General features: G+C 71.4%; 21 protein-coding genes. 8 read left to right on the top strand and 13 right to left on the bottom strand.

What is annotated here, in order from left to right:
- Nucleotide 1 precedes the first annotated feature (1 nt).
- The 5 genes from sppA to Q8S40_RS06575 all read right to left on the bottom strand — a co-directional run bounded on the left by sppA (nt 2) and on the right by Q8S40_RS06575 (nt 5,516).
- Nucleotides 2-928 (bottom strand): signal peptide peptidase SppA, encoded by a 927-nt coding sequence (sppA, locus tag Q8S40_RS06595; RefSeq protein ID WP_305669747.1) that lies wholly within the window; start codon nt 926-928, stop codon nt 2-4.
- 7 nt (nt 929-935) lie between these two features.
- Complete coding sequence (locus tag Q8S40_RS06590; RefSeq protein ID WP_305669746.1) at nt 936-1,517, bottom strand: ElyC/SanA/YdcF family protein; 582 nt, start codon at nt 1,515-1,517, stop codon at nt 936-938.
- 7 nt (nt 1,518-1,524) lie between these two features.
- Nucleotides 1,525-3,234, bottom strand: a complete 1,710-nt coding sequence (rpsA, locus tag Q8S40_RS06585; protein WP_304812477.1) for a 30S ribosomal protein S1 — start codon at nt 3,232-3,234, stop codon at nt 1,525-1,527.
- Nucleotides 3,235-3,555: 321 nt separating this feature from the next.
- A complete protein-coding gene (gene cmk / locus Q8S40_RS06580; RefSeq protein WP_305669745.1) occupies nt 3,556-4,224 on the bottom strand; it encodes a (d)CMP kinase in 669 nt (222 codons plus the stop codon).
- Complete coding sequence (locus Q8S40_RS06575) at nt 4,221-5,516, bottom strand: 3-phosphoshikimate 1-carboxyvinyltransferase (protein WP_305669744.1); 1,296 nt, start codon at nt 5,514-5,516, stop codon at nt 4,221-4,223. Before Q8S40_RS06575 ends, cmk begins: the two co-directional genes overlap by 4 nt.
- Before the next feature lie 114 nt (nt 5,517-5,630).
- Here Q8S40_RS06575 and Q8S40_RS06570 point away from each other — a divergent pair, with 114 nt between their 5' ends.
- Nucleotides 5,631-5,954 (top strand): TIGR02300 family protein, encoded by a 324-nt coding sequence (locus tag Q8S40_RS06570; RefSeq protein WP_304812485.1) that lies wholly within the window; start codon nt 5,631-5,633, stop codon nt 5,952-5,954.
- A gap of 4 nt (nt 5,955-5,958) precedes the next feature.
- On the opposite strand, the gene Q8S40_RS06565 is transcribed toward Q8S40_RS06570, so the two are convergent.
- Entirely contained in the window at nt 5,959-6,468 is a 510-nt protein-coding gene (locus tag Q8S40_RS06565) for a YdcF family protein (RefSeq protein WP_304812488.1), read from the bottom strand.
- A 14-nt stretch (nt 6,469-6,482) separates the two neighbouring features.
- Nucleotides 6,483-7,733, bottom strand: coding sequence for a bifunctional 2-polyprenyl-6-hydroxyphenol methylase/3-demethylubiquinol 3-O-methyltransferase UbiG (locus Q8S40_RS06560; RefSeq protein ID WP_305669743.1), 1,251 nt, complete (start codon nt 7,731-7,733; stop codon nt 6,483-6,485).
- A gap of 131 nt (nt 7,734-7,864) precedes the next feature.
- Here Q8S40_RS06560 and Q8S40_RS06555 point away from each other — a divergent pair, with 131 nt between their 5' ends.
- The 3 genes from Q8S40_RS06555 (at nt 7,865) to Q8S40_RS06545 (ending at nt 10,887) form a co-directional block, all read left to right on the top strand.
- Nucleotides 7,865-8,374, top strand: a complete 510-nt coding sequence (locus Q8S40_RS06555) for an invasion associated locus B family protein (protein ID WP_305669742.1) — start codon at nt 7,865-7,867, stop codon at nt 8,372-8,374.
- Nucleotides 8,334-9,578, top strand: coding sequence for a 23S rRNA (adenine(2503)-C(2))-methyltransferase RlmN (gene rlmN, locus Q8S40_RS06550; RefSeq protein WP_371136810.1), 1,245 nt, complete (start codon nt 8,334-8,336; stop codon nt 9,576-9,578). The genes Q8S40_RS06555 and rlmN overlap by 41 nt, the downstream gene beginning before the upstream one ends.
- 151 nt (nt 9,579-9,729) lie before the next feature.
- Complete coding sequence (locus tag Q8S40_RS06545; RefSeq protein WP_304812499.1) at nt 9,730-10,887, top strand: MFS transporter; 1,158 nt, start codon at nt 9,730-9,732, stop codon at nt 10,885-10,887.
- Here Q8S40_RS06545 and Q8S40_RS06540 read toward each other — a convergent pair.
- Entirely contained in the window at nt 10,871-11,632 is a 762-nt protein-coding gene (locus Q8S40_RS06540) for a hypothetical protein (protein WP_305669740.1), read from the bottom strand. The genes Q8S40_RS06545 and Q8S40_RS06540 overlap by 17 nt on opposite strands.
- A 10-nt stretch (nt 11,633-11,642) precedes the next feature.
- Nucleotides 11,643-12,653, bottom strand: coding sequence for an NAD(P)-dependent oxidoreductase (locus Q8S40_RS06535; RefSeq protein ID WP_305669739.1), 1,011 nt, complete (start codon nt 12,651-12,653; stop codon nt 11,643-11,645).
- 67 nt (nt 12,654-12,720) lie between these two features.
- Between Q8S40_RS06535 and Q8S40_RS06530 the strand changes: the two genes are divergently transcribed.
- Nucleotides 12,721-13,575 carry an amidohydrolase gene (locus Q8S40_RS06530; RefSeq protein ID WP_305669738.1) on the top strand — a complete coding sequence of 285 codons (855 nt, stop codon included), beginning with the start codon at nt 12,721-12,723 and terminating at the stop codon, nt 13,573-13,575.
- A 6-nt stretch (nt 13,576-13,581) separates the two neighbouring features.
- Here Q8S40_RS06530 and Q8S40_RS06525 read toward each other — a convergent pair whose 3' ends face one another.
- The 4 genes from Q8S40_RS06525 to Q8S40_RS06510 all read right to left on the bottom strand — a co-directional run bounded on the left by Q8S40_RS06525 (nt 13,582) and on the right by Q8S40_RS06510 (nt 16,406).
- The gene (locus Q8S40_RS06525; RefSeq protein ID WP_304812507.1) at nt 13,582-14,286 is read right to left on the bottom strand and encodes a hypothetical protein; all 705 of its coding nucleotides are present in this window, start codon (nt 14,284-14,286) and stop codon (nt 13,582-13,584) included.
- A gap of 90 nt (nt 14,287-14,376) precedes the next feature.
- Nucleotides 14,377-14,700: an AzlD domain-containing protein gene (locus Q8S40_RS06520; RefSeq protein ID WP_304812509.1), complete on the bottom strand. Its 324-nt coding sequence runs from the start codon at nt 14,698-14,700 to the stop codon at nt 14,377-14,379.
- Entirely contained in the window at nt 14,697-15,374 is a 678-nt protein-coding gene (locus Q8S40_RS06515; protein WP_305669737.1) for an AzlC family ABC transporter permease, read from the bottom strand. Before Q8S40_RS06515 ends, Q8S40_RS06520 begins: the two co-directional genes overlap by 4 nt.
- A 12-nt stretch (nt 15,375-15,386) precedes the next feature.
- Nucleotides 15,387-16,406, bottom strand: coding sequence for an NAD(P)/FAD-dependent oxidoreductase (locus Q8S40_RS06510; RefSeq protein WP_305669736.1), 1,020 nt, complete (start codon nt 16,404-16,406; stop codon nt 15,387-15,389).
- Between the two features lie 106 nt (nt 16,407-16,512).
- Between Q8S40_RS06510 and tsaE the strand changes: the two genes are divergently transcribed.
- From tsaE to Q8S40_RS06495, 3 genes are read left to right on the top strand one after another with little or no spacing between them, the layout of a single operon-like run.
- On the top strand, nt 16,513-16,965 hold the full coding sequence (gene tsaE / locus Q8S40_RS06505) for a tRNA (adenosine(37)-N6)-threonylcarbamoyltransferase complex ATPase subunit type 1 TsaE (RefSeq protein ID WP_305669735.1): 453 nt from the start codon (nt 16,513-16,515) through the stop codon (nt 16,963-16,965).
- The gene (locus Q8S40_RS06500; RefSeq protein ID WP_304812516.1) at nt 16,962-17,957 is read left to right on the top strand and encodes an aminoglycoside phosphotransferase family protein; all 996 of its coding nucleotides are present in this window, start codon (nt 16,962-16,964) and stop codon (nt 17,955-17,957) included. Before tsaE ends, Q8S40_RS06500 begins: the two co-directional genes overlap by 4 nt.
- On the top strand, nt 17,954-18,682 hold the full coding sequence (locus tag Q8S40_RS06495) for a nucleotidyltransferase family protein (RefSeq protein ID WP_305669734.1): 729 nt from the start codon (nt 17,954-17,956) through the stop codon (nt 18,680-18,682). Before Q8S40_RS06500 ends, Q8S40_RS06495 begins: the two co-directional genes overlap by 4 nt.
- The last annotated feature ends 14 nt before the right edge of the window (nt 18,683-18,696 follow it).

Here is an 18,696-nt window from a genome sequence, read left to right as displayed (position 1 = left end):
TCTAGAGCGAAGGCTGCCAAAGCGCGCGCACGCGGTCAACGCCAACCCATTCATCCGCAATGCTTTTCGTGAAGAACCCCAACACCGAGCCAAAGGTCCGTTCCGCAAGGCCGCGGATTTCGATGTCCCGCACCGGCAGCGTCTCCGACACGCCGCGGGTCTCGGCCAGCCAGGCACGCGCCTCGGCCTCGCCGCCCAGGGCATCCACCAGGCCGAGCGCCAGCGCCTCCCGCCCCGTGAAGACGCGGCCATCGGCGATTTCCTGCACCCGGACGGGGTCCATCTGGCGGCCTTCGGCCACCATCATCACGAATTGCGTGTGCAGGTCCTGCACCACCCGGGCCAGCTCGGCGCGGCCTTCCTCGGTCAGCGGACGGAACGGGCTGGGCTGGTCCTTGAAGCGGCCGGAGGCGATGGTCTCCGCATTCACGCCGATCCAGGCGAGCAGGCCGGTCACGTCGAAGCTTTGCAGGATCACGCCGATGGAGCCGGTGACGGTGGCGTTGCGGGCAAAGACCCGCTGCGCCGGCAGCGCCACCATGTAGCCGGCGGATGCCGCGGTACCGCCCATCACGGCGACCACCGGCTTGACCGCCGCCATCCGGGTCAGCGCGGCATGCAGCCCCTCGCCCCCCGCCACGCTGCCGCCGGGGCTGTCGATCGCCACCACCACGGCGCGCACCGCATCGCTGCGCCGCAGCCGGTCCAGCTCCTCGATCAGCTTGCGGTCGTCGCTGATGAAGCCGGACAGGGTGAGGCGGGCGACATGCGCGCCGGCCACGCCGGGCAGCAGGCCGCCGGCGCGGCGGTCGCCCAGGGTGAAAGCCAGCACCACGGCGGCCACCGCCAGCACGGCGGCGGCACGCCACAGGGAAAGCCGGCGCTTCAGCCGGCGGCGATCGAGCAGGAGGTCGGCATCGAGGGACATGGTGCGATCACTTGGTGGGCGCGCTGGCGCTTGGCCAGGGCGCGATGAAGCCGGCGGCGCGATAGGCAGGCACTTGCGCCGCCTCCCCCAGCACGCGGGCGCGCGCTGCGGGGTGCAGATGCCAGATGCCGCGCCGGACCGGACCGTATTCCACCGGCAGGCACCGTTTCGCCGGTGCCGGCCAGTGGTGGTGCAGCGTCATGGCATAGCGGCGGCCGGTGCAGAACAGCCCGACGCAGACAATTCTTCCCGAGTTCAGCAGCCCGGCCCTGGCCAGGATGGGCAGGGAGAGGGTGACGTTCTCGCCCGTATGGGTCGCCCTGCCTTCCAGCAGCAATGCGTCCCGTGGAACGCCGAGGGCGAGGATGGCGGCGCCGATCGCGTCCGCCTCGGTGCCGGGCCCACCGGGCGTGGCGCCGCCGGAGACCAGGATGCGGGGCACCAGCCCGTCCAGAAACAGCGAAGCGGCCGCCGCCGCCATCCCCGGCACCGCGATGCGGTTGCCGAAGACGAAGGCAAGGTCGGCCGCTTCACGCGGATGACAAAGGCAATGGTCGCGCTCGATCCCGGCGGGATCGAGCGCAGCCAAGGCTTGGTTACTCCTCGCCGCCCTGGTTCCGGCGACGGATCGCCGCACCCAGGATGTCGCCGAGCGAGGCGCCGCTGTCGGTGGTGCCGTATTCACGGACCGCCTCGCGCTCCTCCTCCACTTCCTTGCCCTTGATGGTCAGGGCCAGGCGGCGGCCGGCACGGTCGACGGCGGTGATCTTCGCATCGACCTTCTCGCCCACGGCGAAGCGGTCGGGGCGCTGGTCGCCACGGTCGCGCGCCAGCTCGGCGCGGCGGATGAAGCCGATCAGGACCTCGTCGACCTTCACCTCGATGCCGTTCGGCTCGATCTTCGTCACGGTGCAGGTGACGACATCACCCTTCTTGATCCGGTCCAGCACTTCGGCGGCCGGATCGGCCTCGAGCTGCTTGACGCCGAGCGAGATGCGCTCCTTCTCGACATCCACATCAAGCACCTTGGCCTTGACGTTGGTGCCCTTCTCGAAGTTGGCCATCGCCTGCTCGCCCGGGAGATCCCAGGAGAGGTCGGACATGTGGACCATGCCATCCAGGTCCGGACCCAGGCCGACGAACAGCCCGAACTCGGTGATGTTGCGGATCTCGCCCTCGATGATGGTGCCGGGCGGGTTGGCTTCCGCGAACAGCTCCCACGGATTGCCCTGCGCCTGCTTGAGGCCCAGCGAAATCCGGCGCTTCGGACCGTCCACGTCCAGGATGAGAACGTCGACTTCCTGCGAAGTGGCGACGATCTTGCCCGGATGGACGTTCTTCTTGGTCCAGGACATCTCGGACACGTGCACGAGGCCCTCGACGCCCGGCTCCAGCTCCACGAAGGCGCCGTAGTCGGTGATGTTCGTCACGCGGCCGCTGAACTTGCCGTTGACCGGATACTTGATGGCGACACCTTCCCAGGGGTCGGACATCAGCTGCTTCATGCCGAGGCTGATGCGCTGCGTCTCCGGGTTGAACCGGATGACCTGCACCTTCACGGCCTGGCCGATGGTCAGCGCCTCGCTCGGGTGGTTGATCCGGCGCCAGGCGATGTCGGTGACATGCAGCAGGCCGTCCACGCCGCCGAGGTCCACGAACGCACCGTAGTCGGTGATGTTCTTGACCACGCCGTCGAGCACCATGCCTTCCTTGAGGCCCTGGATCAGCTCGCTGCGCTGTTCGGCGCGCGTCTCCTCCAGCACCGCACGGCGGCTGACGACGATGTTGCCGCGGGCGCGGTCCATCTTGAGGATCTGGAAGGGCTGCGGGCTGCCCATCAGCGGGGTCACGTCGCGCACCGGGCGAATGTCCACCTGGCTGCCCGGCAGGAAGGCCACTGCGCCGCCGAGGTCGACGGTGAAGCCGCCCTTGACGCGGCCGAAGATCACGCCGTTCACGCGCTGCTGCGCCGTGAAGGACTTCTCCAGGTTGGTCCAGGCTTCCTCGCGGCGGGCCTTCTCACGCGACAGGATGATCGCGCCGTCGCGGTCCTCGTAGCGTTCGACGAACAGCTCGATGACGTCGCCGACCTTGATTTCCGGCTTCTGGCCCGGGGGGGCAAATTCCTTGAGGGGGACGCGGCCCTCGGACTTCAGACCGACATCGACGACGGCGAAATCGTCATCGATACGGATGACCTTCCCGGAAATGACGGAACCGTGGAAGGAGGTGTTCTCACCCAGCGTGGCGTCGAGGAGGGCGGCGAAATCTTCGCCCGGATCAGCGAAGGCGGTGGCGCTTGCCATGTAACGGTTGTTTCCCGATCAGATGCCCCAATCGTGGGGCATGGGGTATGCGCCCCCACGGCCCGGGTTTCATCCCTGCCGCGGACACGACGTGGCCGGTATGCAGCACCGGCCGTCCCTCGGGATCGATTCCGGATGCACAGCCGACCCTCGGCTTGCGAACGACATGACGGAGCGTCCATTCCGGCCCCGGCTTGGCGGTGGCCTGCGGTGCGGTGCCGAAGCCCCGAATTCCGCCACCATTCCCCCGGGCAAGGGCACCGCCGCCGTTGCGGGCGTGCGGATCACGAGGCAGCGGGTAGGCCCGTCCGCCCCGTGGAGTCAAGCGGAATCCAGGCCTTCCCCTTGGGGCAGCCCTTGCGGCAGGCGCGCGCGGACCACGGAAAGCGCCGCCTGGAACGCCGCTTCGGCATCGAGTGTCGTGGTGTCCAGCAGGGCGGCATCCTCGGCCGGCTTCAGTGGCGCCACGGTGCGCGCGCTGTCCTGCGCATCCCGCGCCCGGAGGTCCGCCTCCACCTGCGCCAGCTCCGCCGCCTGGCCGCGGCCGCGCATTTCCAGCCAGCGGCGGCGGGCGCGTTCCTCCGGGCTGGCGCTGACGAACAGCTTCACCGGTGCTTCCGGGAACACCACCGTGCCGATATCCCGCCCATCCAGCACGGCGCCGTGGCGCCGGCCGAAATCCCGTTGCCAATCCAGCAGCGCGGCGCGCACGGCGGGAATCGCGGCCACCGCGCTGGCGGCCATATCCGCCGCCGGGCCGCGCAGATCGCCGCGGGCGAGGTCGGCGGCTGTCAGGGCCTGGGCCTGTTCCGTGGCGGCGGCCGGATCGGCCGGGTCGGCGCCCGCATCCAGCAGCCGGCGGCCCACGGCCCGGTACAGCAGGCCGGTATCCAGATAGGGCAGCCCCAGCTCCGCGGCCAGGCGCCGCGCCAGCGTGCCCTTGCCGGCGGCGGCCGGGCCGTCCACCGCAATCACCAGAAGAGCGGTCATGCCCGGCCCGCCGAGGTCTCGATCAACCGGGTGAAGCCGGGGAAGGCAGCCTCGATGCAGGCGCTGTCATCGATCCGCAGCGGTCGGCGGGCGGCCAGGCCCAGCACAAGCGCGGACAAGGCAAGGCGATGGTCCATCCGTGTCTCCACCAGGCCGCCGCCTTCCGGCGGCACGCCGCCACCATGCACCAGCAGATCGAGCCCCTCCACCTCATGCCGGATTCCGGCGGCGGCGAGCATCGCGGCGATGGCGGAAGCATCGTCCAGCCCGCGCAGCCGCGTGGTGCCGCGGGCGCAGGCGGCGGCGGCGGCCAGCAGCGGCGCGGCATCGGCCGCGTGCCCCGCCGCCAGGTCGATCCCGCGCAGCGCCGAGGCGCGGACATGCAGGTCGGCCACCGGCATCCCGCATGGCTGCCGCGGGTCCTCCGCGATGATCTCCGCCCCCATCTCGCGCAGCGCCTGGAACAGGCCGGCATAGTGCGGGTTCAGGCCGACATGGCGAAGGGTGATGGCGGAACCCGGCACCAGCAGCGCCGCCACCACGAGCACGGCGGCGGCGAAGGCATCGCCGGGCACCGCGACGGTGGCCGCGACCAGCTCCGGCTGGCCATCCAGCTCGACCAGCCGGCCCGGCCCATCGGGCGAGACCCGCAGCGTGGCGCCGAAATGCCGCAGCAGATGTTCCGCATCGTCGGGCGACCCGGCTGGCTCCCGCACCCTTGTGGTGCCGCGGGCACAGAGGCCGGCCAGCAGGCAGGCGGTCTTCAATTCGGCGAAGGCGGCGGGCAGCACGGTATCCAGCGGCAGCGGCTCCGCCACGCCCTCCACCACCAGGGGCAGGCGGCCGCCGGTGCGGCTGGCGAAGCGGGCGCCGGTGGCGGCCAGCGCATCCATCACCGGGCGCATCGGCTGCTGCCGCAGCGCCGCATCGCCGGTCACCACCGCCAGCATGGGGTGCCCCGCCAGCAAGCCGCACAGCAGCGGCGCCGCGCCGGCGGCATCGCCCATGTCCAGCACATCATGGGGCTCCACCAGCCCGCCAATGCCACGCCCGGCGACGCGCCAGGACCCATCGGCCGCCTTTTCCACCGTGGCCCCCAATGCCCGCATCGCGGCCACCGTGCGCAGGACATCGGGCGCTTCCAGCAGGCCGGTGATGGTGGTGGTGCCCGCGGCCAGGGCGCCCAGAATCAGCGCCAGATGGCTGACCGAGCGGTTCCCCGGCACTGTGAAGCGGCCCGTCAGACCCGCCACGGGATGCGGTTTCGGGGCGGTATCGGGGGGGGGCTGCATCGGGCGGCGTTTGACATGCAGGGCGGTAAGTGGCAATCGCGCGCACCCTTTACGCCCCGGCTGCTCGCGGATTTCTGCGCGTCGCCGCGGCCCGGCACGAGGCTCTTCTTCCCCATGGCGAAGCCCGAACTTGGACTGAAGCGCGTCTGCGTGTCCTGCGGCGCGAAGTTCTACGACCTGACGCGCCAGCCCGCGATCTGCCCGAAATGCGGCACCGAACAGCCGGCCGAACAGCCGCGCCTGAAGCGCGCCGCACCACTGCCCGAGGAGCGTGTGAAGAAGCGCGCCGCCGTGTCCGAGAACGAGGTCGAGGACGGCGTCGAGGTCGAGGCGGATGAGGGCGACGAGGCGATCGAGGACGCCGAGGAGCTGGATGACGCGGATGAGGAGCTGGGCGACGACCTGGTGGTCGAGACCGACCGCGAGGAAGAAGTCTGAGGCTCTATATCCTGCGGCGCAGCCTGGCCCAGAGCATCAGCGCCGCATCATAGGGTAGCGCCGCCACTTCCCGCATCCGCCAGAACCAGCGCCGTTGCGCGCCGGTTTCCGAAGGACCGGCCGGTGGCGGCACCGCATGGGCCGGCACCCCGGCCAGGCGGAACAGCAGCAGGCTGCGCGGCAGGTGGTAGCGATGCGTCGCCACCCGCACCTCCCCCCGATGCCCGATGCGCCGCAGCAGCGCGACGCAGGCGAGGACGGAGGAGAAGGTATCGGTGCCGGTCGGTTCCTGGTGAATCCGCGCCTCCGGCACCCCGGCCTGCATCAGGATGGCAGCCATCGCGACGGATTCGGCAGGCGGGTGGCGGCCGATGGCGCCGGTCGGGATGTAGATGGCCGGCGGCATCTGCCGCTCGCCCCAGGCACGCGCCGCCTGCACCCGGGCGCGCAGCGCCGGGCTCGCCGTGCCGTCCTGCCGCACCGCGGCGCCCAGGATGATGATGGCGGCAGGCATCACCGGCCGCCGGGTCAGGCCGGGGCGGCGATCAGCAGCCGGTTCATCCGCTCCATCGCCTGCACCAGCGCATCGCGGTCGCGCAGCGCCTGGTCCCGGCTGGCGCCGCCGGCCACCACGCCATCCAGGATCTCGCCCCAGTTGGCGCGGCCATCGATGCGCGCCAGCAAGGCGGCGGCCAGGCGCGGCAGCGGCACCGCCACGCGCAGCCCGTCGAAGGTCACCGGCAGCACACCATCCGGGCGCAGCGCGCGGGCCAAAGCGGGGCCGTCCAGCTCCCGCAGCACCGGCACTGTCGCATCCTCCTGCCAGGGGCGGGCCTGCACCGGGTCTGCCGCGCGGGTCAGGTAGGCGATGTGGATACCCATATTGCCGCAGATCGCCTCCGCCAGCGCGGCGCGGGCCACCGGGTCCAGCGCCCGGGCGCGGGCGCGCAGCTTGGGGTCGGCCAGGTAGCTGTCCGGGTCGTAGCGCAGCGGCTCCAGCAGGCATTCGATGCGCAGGCCGGCGCCGGCCACCAGCTCGGCCAGTTGCGGCACGGAATAGGCGCGGTCGCGCGGGTTCAGCAGCAGGTCGTACAGCCCGGCATCGCCGCCCTTGATGTGGTCATCGATCCAGGGGTTTTTCCGCAGCCAAGCGGTCTCCGGCACCTGTTTCCACAGGCGCTTGGCGATTTCCACGCGGTCGGGCGGCGCATCCTCGGCCGGCGCCAGCAGGCGCAGCGCGTCCTGCAGCATATAGACGCCGGTGCGGCCATGCGGGGCATAGACCATGATGCCGAGGCCGCCGCCCGGCGCCAGCACCGATTCCAGCGCCGCCAGCCCCGCCGCCGGGTCCGGCAGATGGTGCAGCACGCCGCAGCAATCGATGTAGTCGAACGGCCCGAGGCCGGAGCCGGGCAGGTCGAGCAGCGAGCCATCCTCGAAGCGGATATTCTCCAGCCCGCGCGCCGCCGCCCGCGCCTGCGCCACCCGCTTCGCCTGCGCCGAGCGGTCGAGCCAGGTGACCTGCCCCGGCCGGCCGAGGCTCTGCATCTGTTGCGCCAGCATGATGGTGCCGTCGCCGGACCCGCCGCCGGCCATCAGAACGCGCAGCCCCTGCCCCGCGGGTCGCTGGCCGCCGAAGATCCAGTGATCGATCTCCCGCAGGTGTGAGGGGCTGCCGACCACAAGGCGCTTCGCCTCATCCCGCGCATCGCGCGCGGGATAGGGATAGGCCTCGTATTGGGCGGCGAGTTGGCTGTCGGCGGCGTCGCGTGGGGTCATCGCCGCCTGCATAGAGCATGCGCTGGCCTTGCGGAACGGAAGCCTTCCGGATGGACGGAACGCAACCCTGCACAAGCGCGGAATGGGCGGGCCGGGTTGCCGCAGGGGGTGGCACGCCGTATCTAATGGGCATGGTCCGCATCGCCCTTCCCCTTCTCGCCGCACTGGTCATCCCCGTCGCCGCGGAGGCGCAGCGCGCGCAGCCGCAACGCATGGGCACGCACCAGGCCTGGACCGCCGCCACGCATCAGGAAGGCGGCCAGAAGGTCTGCTACGCCTTCACACGCGCCCAGCGTGGCGAGGGTGCCGCGGCGCAGGCGCGCCAGAACGTGACCCTGACCGTGACGCACCGCCCGGCCGGGCGCGACCAGATCGCCGTCTCCCTCGGCGCGCCGCTGCCGCGCCAGGCGACGGTGGAGATGACGGTCGGCAGCAATGAGTTCAGCAGCTACGGCACCGTGCAATCCAGCGCCTTCTTCCAGAGCAGCGGAAACCTGATCGGTGCCTTCCGCGCCGGGCGGGAAGCCGTGGTCCGCAGCCCGGGTCCGGGCCGCGCGACGGTGACCGATACCTTCTCCCTGTCCGGCTTCACCGCGGCCTATGAGGCAATCTCCCGCGAATGCCCGGCCGGGCGCCGCTGACGCCGTGAACCAGACCGCCCCCGTTGCGGTGGGGCCTGACCTCACGGAAGCCGAGCGCACGCGCATTCTGGCCAAGGCCGCGATCTTCGCCCCGCCCCCCGCCACCCTGCCCGATGGTAGGCGGGATCTGGTCGGCCTGACGCGGGAGGAGCTGGCGGCGGAGATGGTCGCGATTGGCGAGAAGCCGTTCCGCGCCAAGCAGCTCTGGCACTGGATCTACCACCAGGGCGTCACTGATTTCACGCAGATGCCCTCCATCGCCAAGCCGATGCAGGGCAGGCTGGCGGAGCGTTTCGTGGTGGGGCGGCCGGAGGCGACGGCGGTGCAGACCAGCACCGACGGCACCCGCAAATTCCTGTTCCGCTACCGCGACGGCCAGCAGGTGGAGACGGTGTATATCCCCTCGATCGACGAGGATCGCGGCGCCGTCTGCATCTCGACCCAGGTCGGCTGCACCCTGTCCTGCACCTTCTGCCACACCGGCACGCAGAAGCTGGTGCGCAATTTGGGCGCCGCCGAGATCGTCGGCCAGTTCATGGGCGCCCGCGACAGCTACGGCGAATGGCCGAGCCCGAAGGACGGCACGGCGCGGCATTTGTCCAATATCGTCGTCATGGGCATGGGCGAGCCGCTCTATAACTACGAGAACACCGCCAAGGCGATGCGGATCGTGATGGACAATGAGGGCATTGCCCTGTCCCGCCGCCGCATCACCCTGTCCACCTCCGGCGTCGTGCCGATGATGGACAAATGCGGCGCCGAGCTGAATGTGAACCTCGCCGTGTCGCTGCATGCGGTGACGAATGAGCTGCGCGACCAGATCGTGCCGCTGAACCGCAAATACCCGATCGAGGAGCTGTTGGCCGCCTGCCGGCGCTATCCCGGCGCCTCCAACGCCAGGCGCATCACCTTCGAATACGTCATGCTGCGCGGCGTGAATGACAGCCCGGCGGAAGCGCGCGAATTGGTGCGCCTGCTGAAGGGCCTGCCGGCCAAGGTGAACCTGATCCCGTTCAACCCCTGGCCGGGCAGCGCCTACAAGACCAGCACCGGGGAGGCCGTGCGCGCCTTCGCCGAGATTCTGGAGGCCGGCGGCTATTCCAGCCCGGTGCGCCGCCCGCGCGGGCGGGACATCTCGGCCGCCTGCGGGCAGTTGAAGACGGATAGCGAACGCGCACGCCGGGTGAAGGCGGACGCGGCGTGAGCGACCCGCCGCGGCCCACCGCGGCGACAGCCAGGCTGGCCCATCCCCCGTTTCGTGACCTGCGCCCGAATGGGCGGGGCGCCAGGTGGCGCAGTGCCAGGTTCAGCGCCGGCGCATGAGGCCGGACGGGTCCCCCTCCGCCGGGTTCGTGATGAATCCCCCCATCTGGCTGATGGCGCTGGCCGCCTTCACCATCGGCTGCGGCATGCGGATGCTGGACCCGCTGCTGCCCATGCTGGCACGCGAATTCGGCGTCGGTCTTGGCGGGGTGGCGCCGCTGATCGGCGGCTTCGCGCTGGCCTATGGCGTCGGCCAGCTTGTGATGGGGCCGCTCGGCGACCGCTTCGGCAAGATGCCGATCGTGGCGCTGTCGCTGGCGCTGTATGCCGGCACGCAGATCGGCGCGGCCTTCGCCGGTGAGCTTGGCACGCTGCTGATGGTGCGGGTGCTGGCCGGCCTCGCCTGCGCCGCCGTCATCCCCCTGCTGATGGCGCATATCGGCGACCAGGTGGCCTATGAGCATCGCCAGGCGATGATCGGCAAGCTGCTGACCGGCATGGTGATCTCGCAGCTTCTGGCGGCACCGCTCTCAGGCGCGCTGGCCGAATATGCCGGCTGGCGCAGCGTGTTCCTCGCACTCGGGGTGATGACGGCGGGGATGGCGGTGTTCTTCGCGCTCCGCCTCGGCCCGGCGCTGTGGCGGATGCCGGAGGGGGCGGGGCGCACGCTCGGCCTGTCCGGCTTCCTGCGCATCCTGGAACGCAAGCCGGGGCGGCGGTTGCTGCTGGCGGCGGGGACCAACGGCTTCCTGCTGTTCGGCGGCGCCTTTCCCTTCCTGGCGTCCCTGCTGATCGAGCGGTTCGGCCTGTCGGCGGCCGGCGCCGGGGCGGTGGCGGCGAGCTTCGGGCTGGGGTCATTGCTCTATACCCAGACCGCCGCGCGGCTGCTGCGCGGGCTGGGGGAGCGGGGGCTGGTGCTGTGGGGCGGCATCGGCATCGCGCTGGCGCTGTGCGTCTTTGCGCTGGCCAATGCCTGGTGGATGATCGCGGTGGCGCAATGCGCGGTGGGGCTGCTGTTCTTCATGCTGCATGGGGTGTTGCAGGCCCGCGCGACGGAAGCCCTGCCGGAAGCCCGCGGCACGGCGGTGGCCGCCTTCGCCATGGCGCTGTTCCTGGGCCAGAGCCTGGGGTCGGTGGTGTTCGGCGGCATCATCGTCGCGGCCGGCTTCACGGTGGCCTTCCTGCTGGCGGCCGCCGGGGTGGTGGGGATGGCGCTGTGGATTCGCGCCGCGCTTATTCCACCAGCATAGGCTCGGCCATGGCGGCGAGTTCCGCCGCCACCAGCGTTTCCATCGCCGCCTCCAGCCCTTCCAGCGCCGCGGCGCCATCGGCGCCATCCATCACGCGATGATCGAAGGACAGGAACACCTCGACCCCGCCATCGGCGCCGATCGGGCCGTAGGACAGGAAGCAGGGCAGCACGCTGACGCTGTCCACGATCGCCGCCGGGCGGCTGCCGAGGGAGGAGATGGCAAAGGTGCCGCCATAGCGCAGCAGCGGCGTGGCGCTGGCCAGCGCCCAGCGCAGCATCAGCCGGCGCAGCGGCCAGGGCAGCCGGGCGAAGCGCAGCAGGCGGTGGAAATGGCGCGATTCGGTGGGTGGCGCCGTCTTGGCATGGTGCAGTTGCCCGGCCAGCCGGGCCAGCGGCGTGGCATGCGCGTCCCGGAACCGGGCCAAGGCGAGGGTCGGCTGCCCCGCATGTTCGCGTTCCAGCACGATGCAGCCGATCGCGTGCGGCGCCTCCAGCAGCGCCGGGCGCGGCAGGGTGGCGTGCAGGCGGCGCAACGCGGGCTGGTCCTCCGCCACCAGGGCGAAGGCCTTGGTGAACAGGATGGTCCAGGGCGGCCGCGGCGCCGGCAGCGCCGCGCGCGCGGCCAGCGCGCGCGGAAGCGCCAGCCGCGCCGTCAGCGTGCAGCGCGGCACGCGGAGCGAAGCCCAGGACAGATCCGCGATCATCTGCCGCCCGGGCGGCAGGGGCAGGCGCCGCAGCGTCACGGCAATCCCCTCACCGGGTTGCCCTGGCCTGCCACCAGCCGCGCAGGCGCTCCGCCGCATCCGCGTTCACCGCGCCATCCGGCATTCGCCCGGCGGCGATGGCGGCCACCTGGCGCACCGTGTCCATCGCCTGGTGCTCGGCCGCTTCCGGTGTCAGCCCGCCGATATGCGGCGTCGCCACCACATTGGGCCGCGCCGCCAGCGCCGGGTCCGGCCGCTGGTCCGGCGCGCTGCCGACATCCATGGCCGCCCCGCGCAGCCGCCCGCCATCCAGCGCGGCGGCGAGCGCCACCTCATCGACCAATTCTCCGCGCGACAGGTTCACCAGCAGCGCGCCGTCTTTCATGGCGGCGAAGGCGCGGGCGCCGACGATGTGCCGCGTCTCCGGCGTGGAGACGGCGAGCGGCACCAGGAAATCCGCCTCCGCCCAAAGCTGGTCGAGCGGCACGGCGGTGATGCCTGGAATCGCCGCGGGCGGGTTGTAGGGGTCGTGCACCAGCACCCGCATCCGGAAGGCCAGCGCCAGCTCCGCCACCCGCCTTGCGATGCGGCCCCAGCCGAGGATGCCGATCGTCTTGTCGGATAGCTGCGTGCCCATGCGGGACCCCGGCGGGGCATGGCGGTGATAGGCGCCGGCCAGCGGCGAGACCCCGCGCGCCAAATCGATCATCATGCCGATGGCGAGTTCCGCCACGCTGTCCACGAAGCCCGGCGTCGCCTGCGTCACCAGCACCCCGGCGGCAGACGCGGCGGGCACGTCGATGGTGGAGATATCCACGGCAACCCGCAGGAAGGCCAGCAGGTCGGGGGCATTCGCAAACGTCTCCGCGGTGCCGGCGGTGGCGCGGTCCGCCACGATGCAGTGGCAGCCCGCGGCGGCCTGGGCCAGCGCGGCGCCGGAGAGCGGGGCGTCGCCGGTATGCAGCGTCACCTCCGCCACCTGGCGGAGCGCCGCCAGCGGGGCATCGGCGTAGTAGCCACCGCGCATTTCCGGCGTATGTGTCAGGAAGACCCGCAGCACGATGTTTCGTCCCTTTCATCCCGCCTTGGCTTCCGGCGGCCTGTCTTGTGGCTGTAGCTTATGCGGCATGGATGACGCCGCGAGAATTCCCTTTACCGCCGCCCTGGCCCCGCCGCGCCTGCCGGTGCCGCCGGGCGCGGTGGATTGCCACCACCATGTCTATGACGCGGCCGCACCCATCGCCCCCGGCGCACGGGAACATGGCAGCGCCACGCTGGCGGACCATGCAAGGCTGATGGGCCGCCTCGGCGTGACGCGGCAGGTACTGGTGCAGCCTTCCACCTACGGCCTCGACAACGCGCTGCACCTGGCGGCGTTGCGTCACGCCGGGCGGGACCGCGCCCGCATGGTGGCGGTGGTGCGGCCGGAATTCGAGGCTTGGCTGGCGCGGGAGATGGCGGCGGAAGGCGTGGTTGGCGCGCGGGCCAACCTGGTGCAGGGCATTCCGCTGGCGCCGGCGGATGTCGCGCCGCTGGCGCGCCGCATGGCCGATCTCGGCTGGCACATGCAGATCTTTGCCAGTGCCGCGCAGATCGCGGAGCTTGCGCCGGTGCTGCGCGCCGCGCCCTGCCCGGTGGTGTTCGACCATTTCGGGCAATTGCCGCTGGCGGATTGGGCCAGCCATCCGGCCTGGGCGGTGGTGATGGAGCTGGTGCAGGCGGGGCGCGGCTGGGTGAAGCTGTCCTCCCCCTACAGCCTGGACCAGGCGCGGCCGGAGGCGGTGGGACCGCTGGCCCGCGCCCTGGTGACCGCGGCGCCGGAGCGGATGGTCTGGGGCACCAACTGGCCGCATCCCAACGCCACCACCATCCCGGATGATTCGGCGCTGCTCGATTTGCTGGCCGATTGGGCGCCGGATGCGGCGCAGCGCCGGGCGATCCTGGTGGACAATCCGGCGCTTCTCTACGGCTTCGGCGCCTGAACCGCGTCAGGCGTATTCCTCCGATGAAACCTCCCCGACCAGGTTGAGCGTCGGCAGGCCCCAGGCCCGGCGCGCCGCCCATTTGCGGGCCGAGACCAGCATGTTGATCGGCACATAGGCGTCCACCGCGTTCTGCCCCCGGCTGCGGATGGCGGTGCCGAGATCGGCGCAGAGGGCGATATCCCCCGGCGCCATGCTGTGCGGATTCATGCGGGACAGCGGGCTGCCGGCCTTGGCGTAGGCGGCGGTGCAGAAGCTGCTGCACACCACCATGCCCTGCACATCCTCCTGCCGCCACGCATTCGTGATGCGGCTGAGGCCGAGCCAGACGGACAGCACATACGTCATGTCCACGGATTTGAAGTCGTGCTTCATGGTCCGGGCATGGGTCATCACCCTTTCCCGCATCGCGCCGTTGCTGCTGCGATGGCGGAACACATGCGCCACGGCGGGCAGGTTCTTGCCATCCTCGGTCACCGCCGCGCGCAGCGATTTTTCGGCCAGGTTGTTGCGGAATTCGATGATCCGGCCCGGGCCGGTGACGAGCATGGCGTGGGAATACAACGACCCGGTCAGCAGGTTGATGGCGCTGTTCTCGATGGCCGGCGCCCAGAAGGTGCCGGCACTGCTTTCATTGCCGAAGCGCAGCTTCATCGAGGTGAGGATGATGTCGCCACGCCAGAGATCCGTGGCGCGCATTTGGCCGAGCATGTCGTCTCCAACCATTCCGTGCGCCGGAACATGAATCGCTGCGTGAATTTTACGCAAGGATCAGCGGGGTCCGGGCGGTTTCACGCTGTTTCAGCCGGCGATCAGGCGCACCAGAAGCAGCGCGGCCAGCCCCGCCGCCATCGCCGGCAGCAGGCGGCCGCGCAGCAGCCAGAAGGCGAGCCCTCCGGCGGCCAGCCCGGCCAGCCGCGCCGGCAGCGGCACGGTGGCCAGCAGCCCGGATGGCACCGCGATCGCCAGGGTGACGAAGGCCGCCAGCGTGGCGACGGAAACCGCGGAGGCCCAGGCAATGGCCGGATGATCCGGCCGCAGCGCGCCGCCCAGCAGCAGGCCCAGCCCGCGCAGCGCCAGGCCGATGCCGATGGTCAGCGCCAGCGCCCAATCCGCCTGGCTCACCGCCAGCGCCCCCACAGGAAGGCGAGCGTCCCACCGACCAGCCCGGCCAGCGGCAGCCCCCAGGCGCCGCCCAGCCCATAGGCCAGCGGTGCCGCCAATACCCCGGCCAGCAGCGCGGGGCCGACGCCGGGGCGGCGCGCATCGGCGGCCAGCAGCAGGCAGAAATACAGCGGGTTGGCGAATAGCAGCGCGGCGCGGAGCTCGGCCGGCAGATGCGGCGCGGCCAGATGGCCGGCGGCGGTGGTCAGCAGCGCGACGTACCAGCTCGCCAGGGCGAAGCCCAGGAACCAGGGCAGCCGGGCGGGCTCCGGCAGGGTGGGCAGCACGCGCATCCCGGCCGCCCAGGGGGTGATGGCAATGAAGGGCAGCGCCCACCAGCGCCGCCCCGCGCGGCCGAGCAGCGGGGCGATCGCGACCGCCATCGGCAGGAAACGGGCATTGGCGGCCGTCGCCGCGATGGTCGCGGGCAAGGCGGCGCCGCCACCCGCCGCCACCTGCAGCAGAACCAGCTGCCCCGCCATGCCATAGACCGCGCCGGTGCAGATCAGCGCCCAGCCCAGCGACAGCCCAGCCTCGGCCACCGCCGCGCCAAAGGCCAGGAAGGTGGCGCCCATGGCCAGGGCCGGGGCGCCGAGCGCCTGCGCCGCACCCTGGCGTGCCGCGCCGGCTGACACGGCGTCCTACTGTCAGCCTGCCACCGGCAATCCCTTGCTGGTGGAGTATTCGAAATGCAGCGCCTCCCCCGGGAAGACCCGCGGATGGATGGCATGCGCCGCCATCGCGGCCTCGGAGAATCCCTGCAGGATCAGCTTCAGCTTGCCGGGATAGGTCGCGATATCACCGATGGCATGCACGCCGGGGATGTTGGTGGCGCAGCTGGCGGGCTCCACCGTGATGTGGCTGCGATCCAACCCCAGGCCCCATTCCGCGATCGGGCCCAATTCCATGGACAGGCCGAAGAAGGCCAGCAGATGGTCCGCCGGCACCGTCTTCACCTCCCCCTTCAGGGTCGCCAGCGCAACGCCGGTCAGCACGCCGTCCGCGCCTTCCAGGCCGTGCAGCTGGTAGGGGATGGCCAGCTCGATCTCGCCGCGCTCCGCCGCCTGCTTCAGCTGCGCGGCGCTTTCCGGCGCGCAGCGGAATTTGTCGCGGCGATGCACCACCGTCACATGCGCGGCAATCTGCTTCAGGCTCAGCGCCCAATCCACCGCGCTGTCGCCACCACCGGCGATCACCACGCGCTTGCCGCGGAATTCCTCCCGCTTGCTGACCAAATAGCGCACCGCGCCGGTCGCCTCGAATTCCGGCAGGCGTTCAAGCGGCGGTCGGTTCGGGCCGAAGGCGCCGGCGCCGGCGGCCAGGATCACCGCCTTGCAGGTGATGACATCGCCCTCGCTGGTGGTCAGCACCAGCTTTTCGCCGTCCTGCCGCAGCGCATCGACGCGGCGGCCGAGCATCAGCATCGGGTTGAAGGGGGCGCATTGCTTGTGCAGCGCCGCGATCAGGTCTGCGCCGGCGATCTCCGGATGCGCCGGGATGTCGAAGATCGGTTTTTCGGGATACAGCGCGCTGCACTGGCCGCCGATCTCCCCCAGCGCGTCCACCACCACCGTCTTCATCCGCAGCATGCCGCATTCGAACACGGCGAAGAGCCCAACCGGACCCGCGCCGATGATCGCCACATCCGTCTCGACAACCGCCGACATTTTGGCCTCGTTTCAGGTGTCGGGCGGTTGCTTGGACCAAGCGGCAGCCTGGATCAAGGGCACGGCTTGTGCGGTGCAGTGGCGGCGAGGCAGATTGCCGCCGCGCATGTCCCTGATTCTCTCCCTGGCCGATGAGGCCGCCACCGCGGCGCTGGCCGCGCAGCTTGCCGCGCGCACCCGGCCGGGCGATGCGCTGCTGCTGGAAGGCCCGCTCGGCGCCGGCAAATCCGCCTTCGCCCGCGCCTTCCTGCGGGCTGCCTCGGGGGATCCGGCGCTGGAAGTACCCTCGCCCACCTTCACCCTGGTGCAATCCTACGACCTGCCCGCCGGGCCGGCCTTCCATTTCGACCTCTGGCGCCTGGATGGCCCCGACGGCCTGGACGAGCTGGGCTGGGAGGAGGCGCGGGATGGCATCTGCCTGATCGAATGGCCCGACCGCCTCGGCCCGCTGCGCCCGGCCGAGGCGCTGACCCTGACCCTGGCCCCCGGCCCGACGGAGACATCGCGCGTGGCAACCCTGACCGGCTGGGCCGGACGACTGCACGGAGTTGGCGCGTGAGGGCCGAGGCCGTCGCCTTCCTGGCCGACCACGACTTCGTGGGCGCGGCGCGGCAACCCCTGCCGGCCGATGCCTCCTTCCGCCGCTATACGCGGCTGGTCGGCGGCCCCCGCCCGGCGCTGCTGATGGAGGCGCCGCCGCCGCAGGAGGATCTCGGGCCGTTCATCGCCATCGCCGCGCATCTGCGTGCCGCCGGGCTTTCCGCGCCGGAGGTGCTGGCGGCGGATGCACGCCAGGGCTTTGCCCTCATCGAGGATTTCGGCGCCAGCACCATGGCGCAGCTTCTGGATGCCGGCGCGGACCCTGCGCCGCACTATCTGGCCGCCACCGCGGCGCTGGCCCGGCTGCATGCGGTGCCGCCGCCCGAGGGCCTGCCGGAGTGGGATTCCGTCCGCATGGCCGATACCGCCGCGGCCACGTTTCTCGAATGGTGGTGGCCGGCGGCGTTCGGAGAGGCGCCATCGGAGGCGATCGGGGGAGATTTCGGCCGGGCGATCCACGCCATGCTGGCGCCCCACGCCGCCGCCGGCTTCGTGCACCGGGATTTCTTCCCGGCCAATCTGATGCCGCTGCCGGACCGTGCGCCGCCGGCCGATGTCGGGCTGCTGGATTTCCAGGACGCGGCGCTCGGCCACCCGGCCTATGACCTCGTTTCCCTGGTCGAGGATGCGCGCCGGGATGTGGACCCGGCGCTGCGGGAGGCCTGCATCGCGCGCTACCTGGCATTGCGGCCGGAACTGGATGCGGCAGCGTTCCGCGCTGCGATGGCCGCCCATGCGGCGCAGCGGCATCTGCGCGTCGCCTGCCTCTGGGTGCGGCTGGCGCGACGGGATGGCAAGACGCACTACCTGCGCCACGGGCCGCGCTGCTGGGCGCTGCTGGCGCGGGCGCTGGAACACGAGGCGGCGGCGCCGCTGGCCGGGTTCCTCGACACCCATGTACCCCCCGGACTGCGCGCCAATCCGGCGGGGCTGGAGACCGAAGCGGCATGATCGCCCTGACCCACGCCATGGTGCTCGCCGCCGGGCTCGGCACGCGGATGCGGCCGCTTACCGATGACCGGCCGAAGCCGCTGCTGATGCTGGAAGGCCGGTCCCTGCTGCACCATGCGCTGGACCGGCTGCGCGATGCCGGGGTGCAGCACCATGTGGTGAACGCGCATTGGTTCGCCGACCAGGTGGCGGAAGCCGTCGCCGCGCATGATGCGCCGGACCGGCTGGTGCTGCGAGAAGACGTGCTGCTGGAGACCGGCGGCGGCGTCGCCCAGGCCCTGCCGCATCTGGGCGAGGGCCCCTTCGCCGTGGTGAACGGCGATGCCTTCTGGCTCGATGGCCCGACACCCGCCCTGCAGCGCCTGGCAGCCAATTTCGACCCCGGGAGCATGGACGCGCTGCTGCTGCTGGTCCGCACCGCGCAGGTGGATGGCGAAGCCGGGCGCGGCGATTTTTTCGTCGATCCGATGGGCGCGCTGCGGCGCCCGGAGGAGCAGGAGATCTCCCCGTACCTGTTCGGCGGGGTCCAGATTCTATCCCCGGCTTTGTTCCGGGACGTGCCGAAGGGGCCGTTCAGCCTGAACCTGGTCTATGACCGCGCCATCGAATCCGGCCGGCTGTTCGGCCTGGTGCATGACGGCGCCTGGTTCCACCTTTCCACCCCGCGCGATCTGGGCCGGGCGGAGACGATGCTGCGGGCGGGGATGCTGACGGCGCTGTTCTGAGGCGCGGCGGGCTG

Origin of the sequence: Falsiroseomonas sp., assembly GCF_030695085.1 — a bacterium.
Taxonomy (GTDB): Bacteria; Pseudomonadota; Alphaproteobacteria; order Acetobacterales; family Acetobacteraceae; genus Falsiroseomonas.
Note: the sequence above shows the minus strand (reverse complement) of the source record. Positions and strands in the feature narration are given on the sequence as shown.

Coding starts and splice junctions, on each gene's coding strand:
- Q8S40_RS06495 (WP_305669734.1), top strand. CDS start 17,954: ATGATCGCCCTGACCCACGCCATGGTGCTCGCCGCCGGGCTCGGCACG.
- Q8S40_RS06565 (WP_304812488.1), bottom strand. CDS start 6,468: ATGCCTGCCGCCATCATCATCCTGGGCGCCGCGGTGCGGCAGGACGGC.
- Q8S40_RS06525 (WP_304812507.1), bottom strand. CDS start 14,286: ATGCTCGGCCAAATGCGCGCCACGGATCTCTGGCGTGGCGACATCATC.
- tsaE (WP_305669735.1), top strand. CDS start 16,513: ATGTCCCTGATTCTCTCCCTGGCCGATGAGGCCGCCACCGCGGCGCTG.
- cmk (WP_305669745.1), bottom strand. CDS start 4,224: ATGACCGCTCTTCTGGTGATTGCGGTGGACGGCCCGGCCGCCGCCGGC.
- Q8S40_RS06545 (WP_304812499.1), top strand. CDS start 9,730: ATGAATCCCCCCATCTGGCTGATGGCGCTGGCCGCCTTCACCATCGGC.
- Q8S40_RS06510 (WP_305669736.1), bottom strand. CDS start 16,406: ATGTCGGCGGTTGTCGAGACGGATGTGGCGATCATCGGCGCGGGTCCG.
- Q8S40_RS06530 (WP_305669738.1), top strand. CDS start 12,721: ATGGATGACGCCGCGAGAATTCCCTTTACCGCCGCCCTGGCCCCGCCG.
- sppA (WP_305669747.1), bottom strand. CDS start 928: ATGTCCCTCGATGCCGACCTCCTGCTCGATCGCCGCCGGCTGAAGCGC.
- Q8S40_RS06570 (WP_304812485.1), top strand. CDS start 5,631: ATGGCGAAGCCCGAACTTGGACTGAAGCGCGTCTGCGTGTCCTGCGGC.
- rpsA (WP_304812477.1), bottom strand. CDS start 3,234: ATGGCAAGCGCCACCGCCTTCGCTGATCCGGGCGAAGATTTCGCCGCC.
- Q8S40_RS06575 (WP_305669744.1), bottom strand. CDS start 5,516: ATGCAGCCCCCCCCCGATACCGCCCCGAAACCGCATCCCGTGGCGGGT.
- rlmN (WP_371136810.1), top strand. CDS start 8,334: ATGAGGCAATCTCCCGCGAATGCCCGGCCGGGCGCCGCTGACGCCGTG.
- Q8S40_RS06555 (WP_305669742.1), top strand. CDS start 7,865: ATGGTCCGCATCGCCCTTCCCCTTCTCGCCGCACTGGTCATCCCCGTC.
- Q8S40_RS06560 (WP_305669743.1), bottom strand. CDS start 7,733: ATGACCCCACGCGACGCCGCCGACAGCCAACTCGCCGCCCAATACGAG.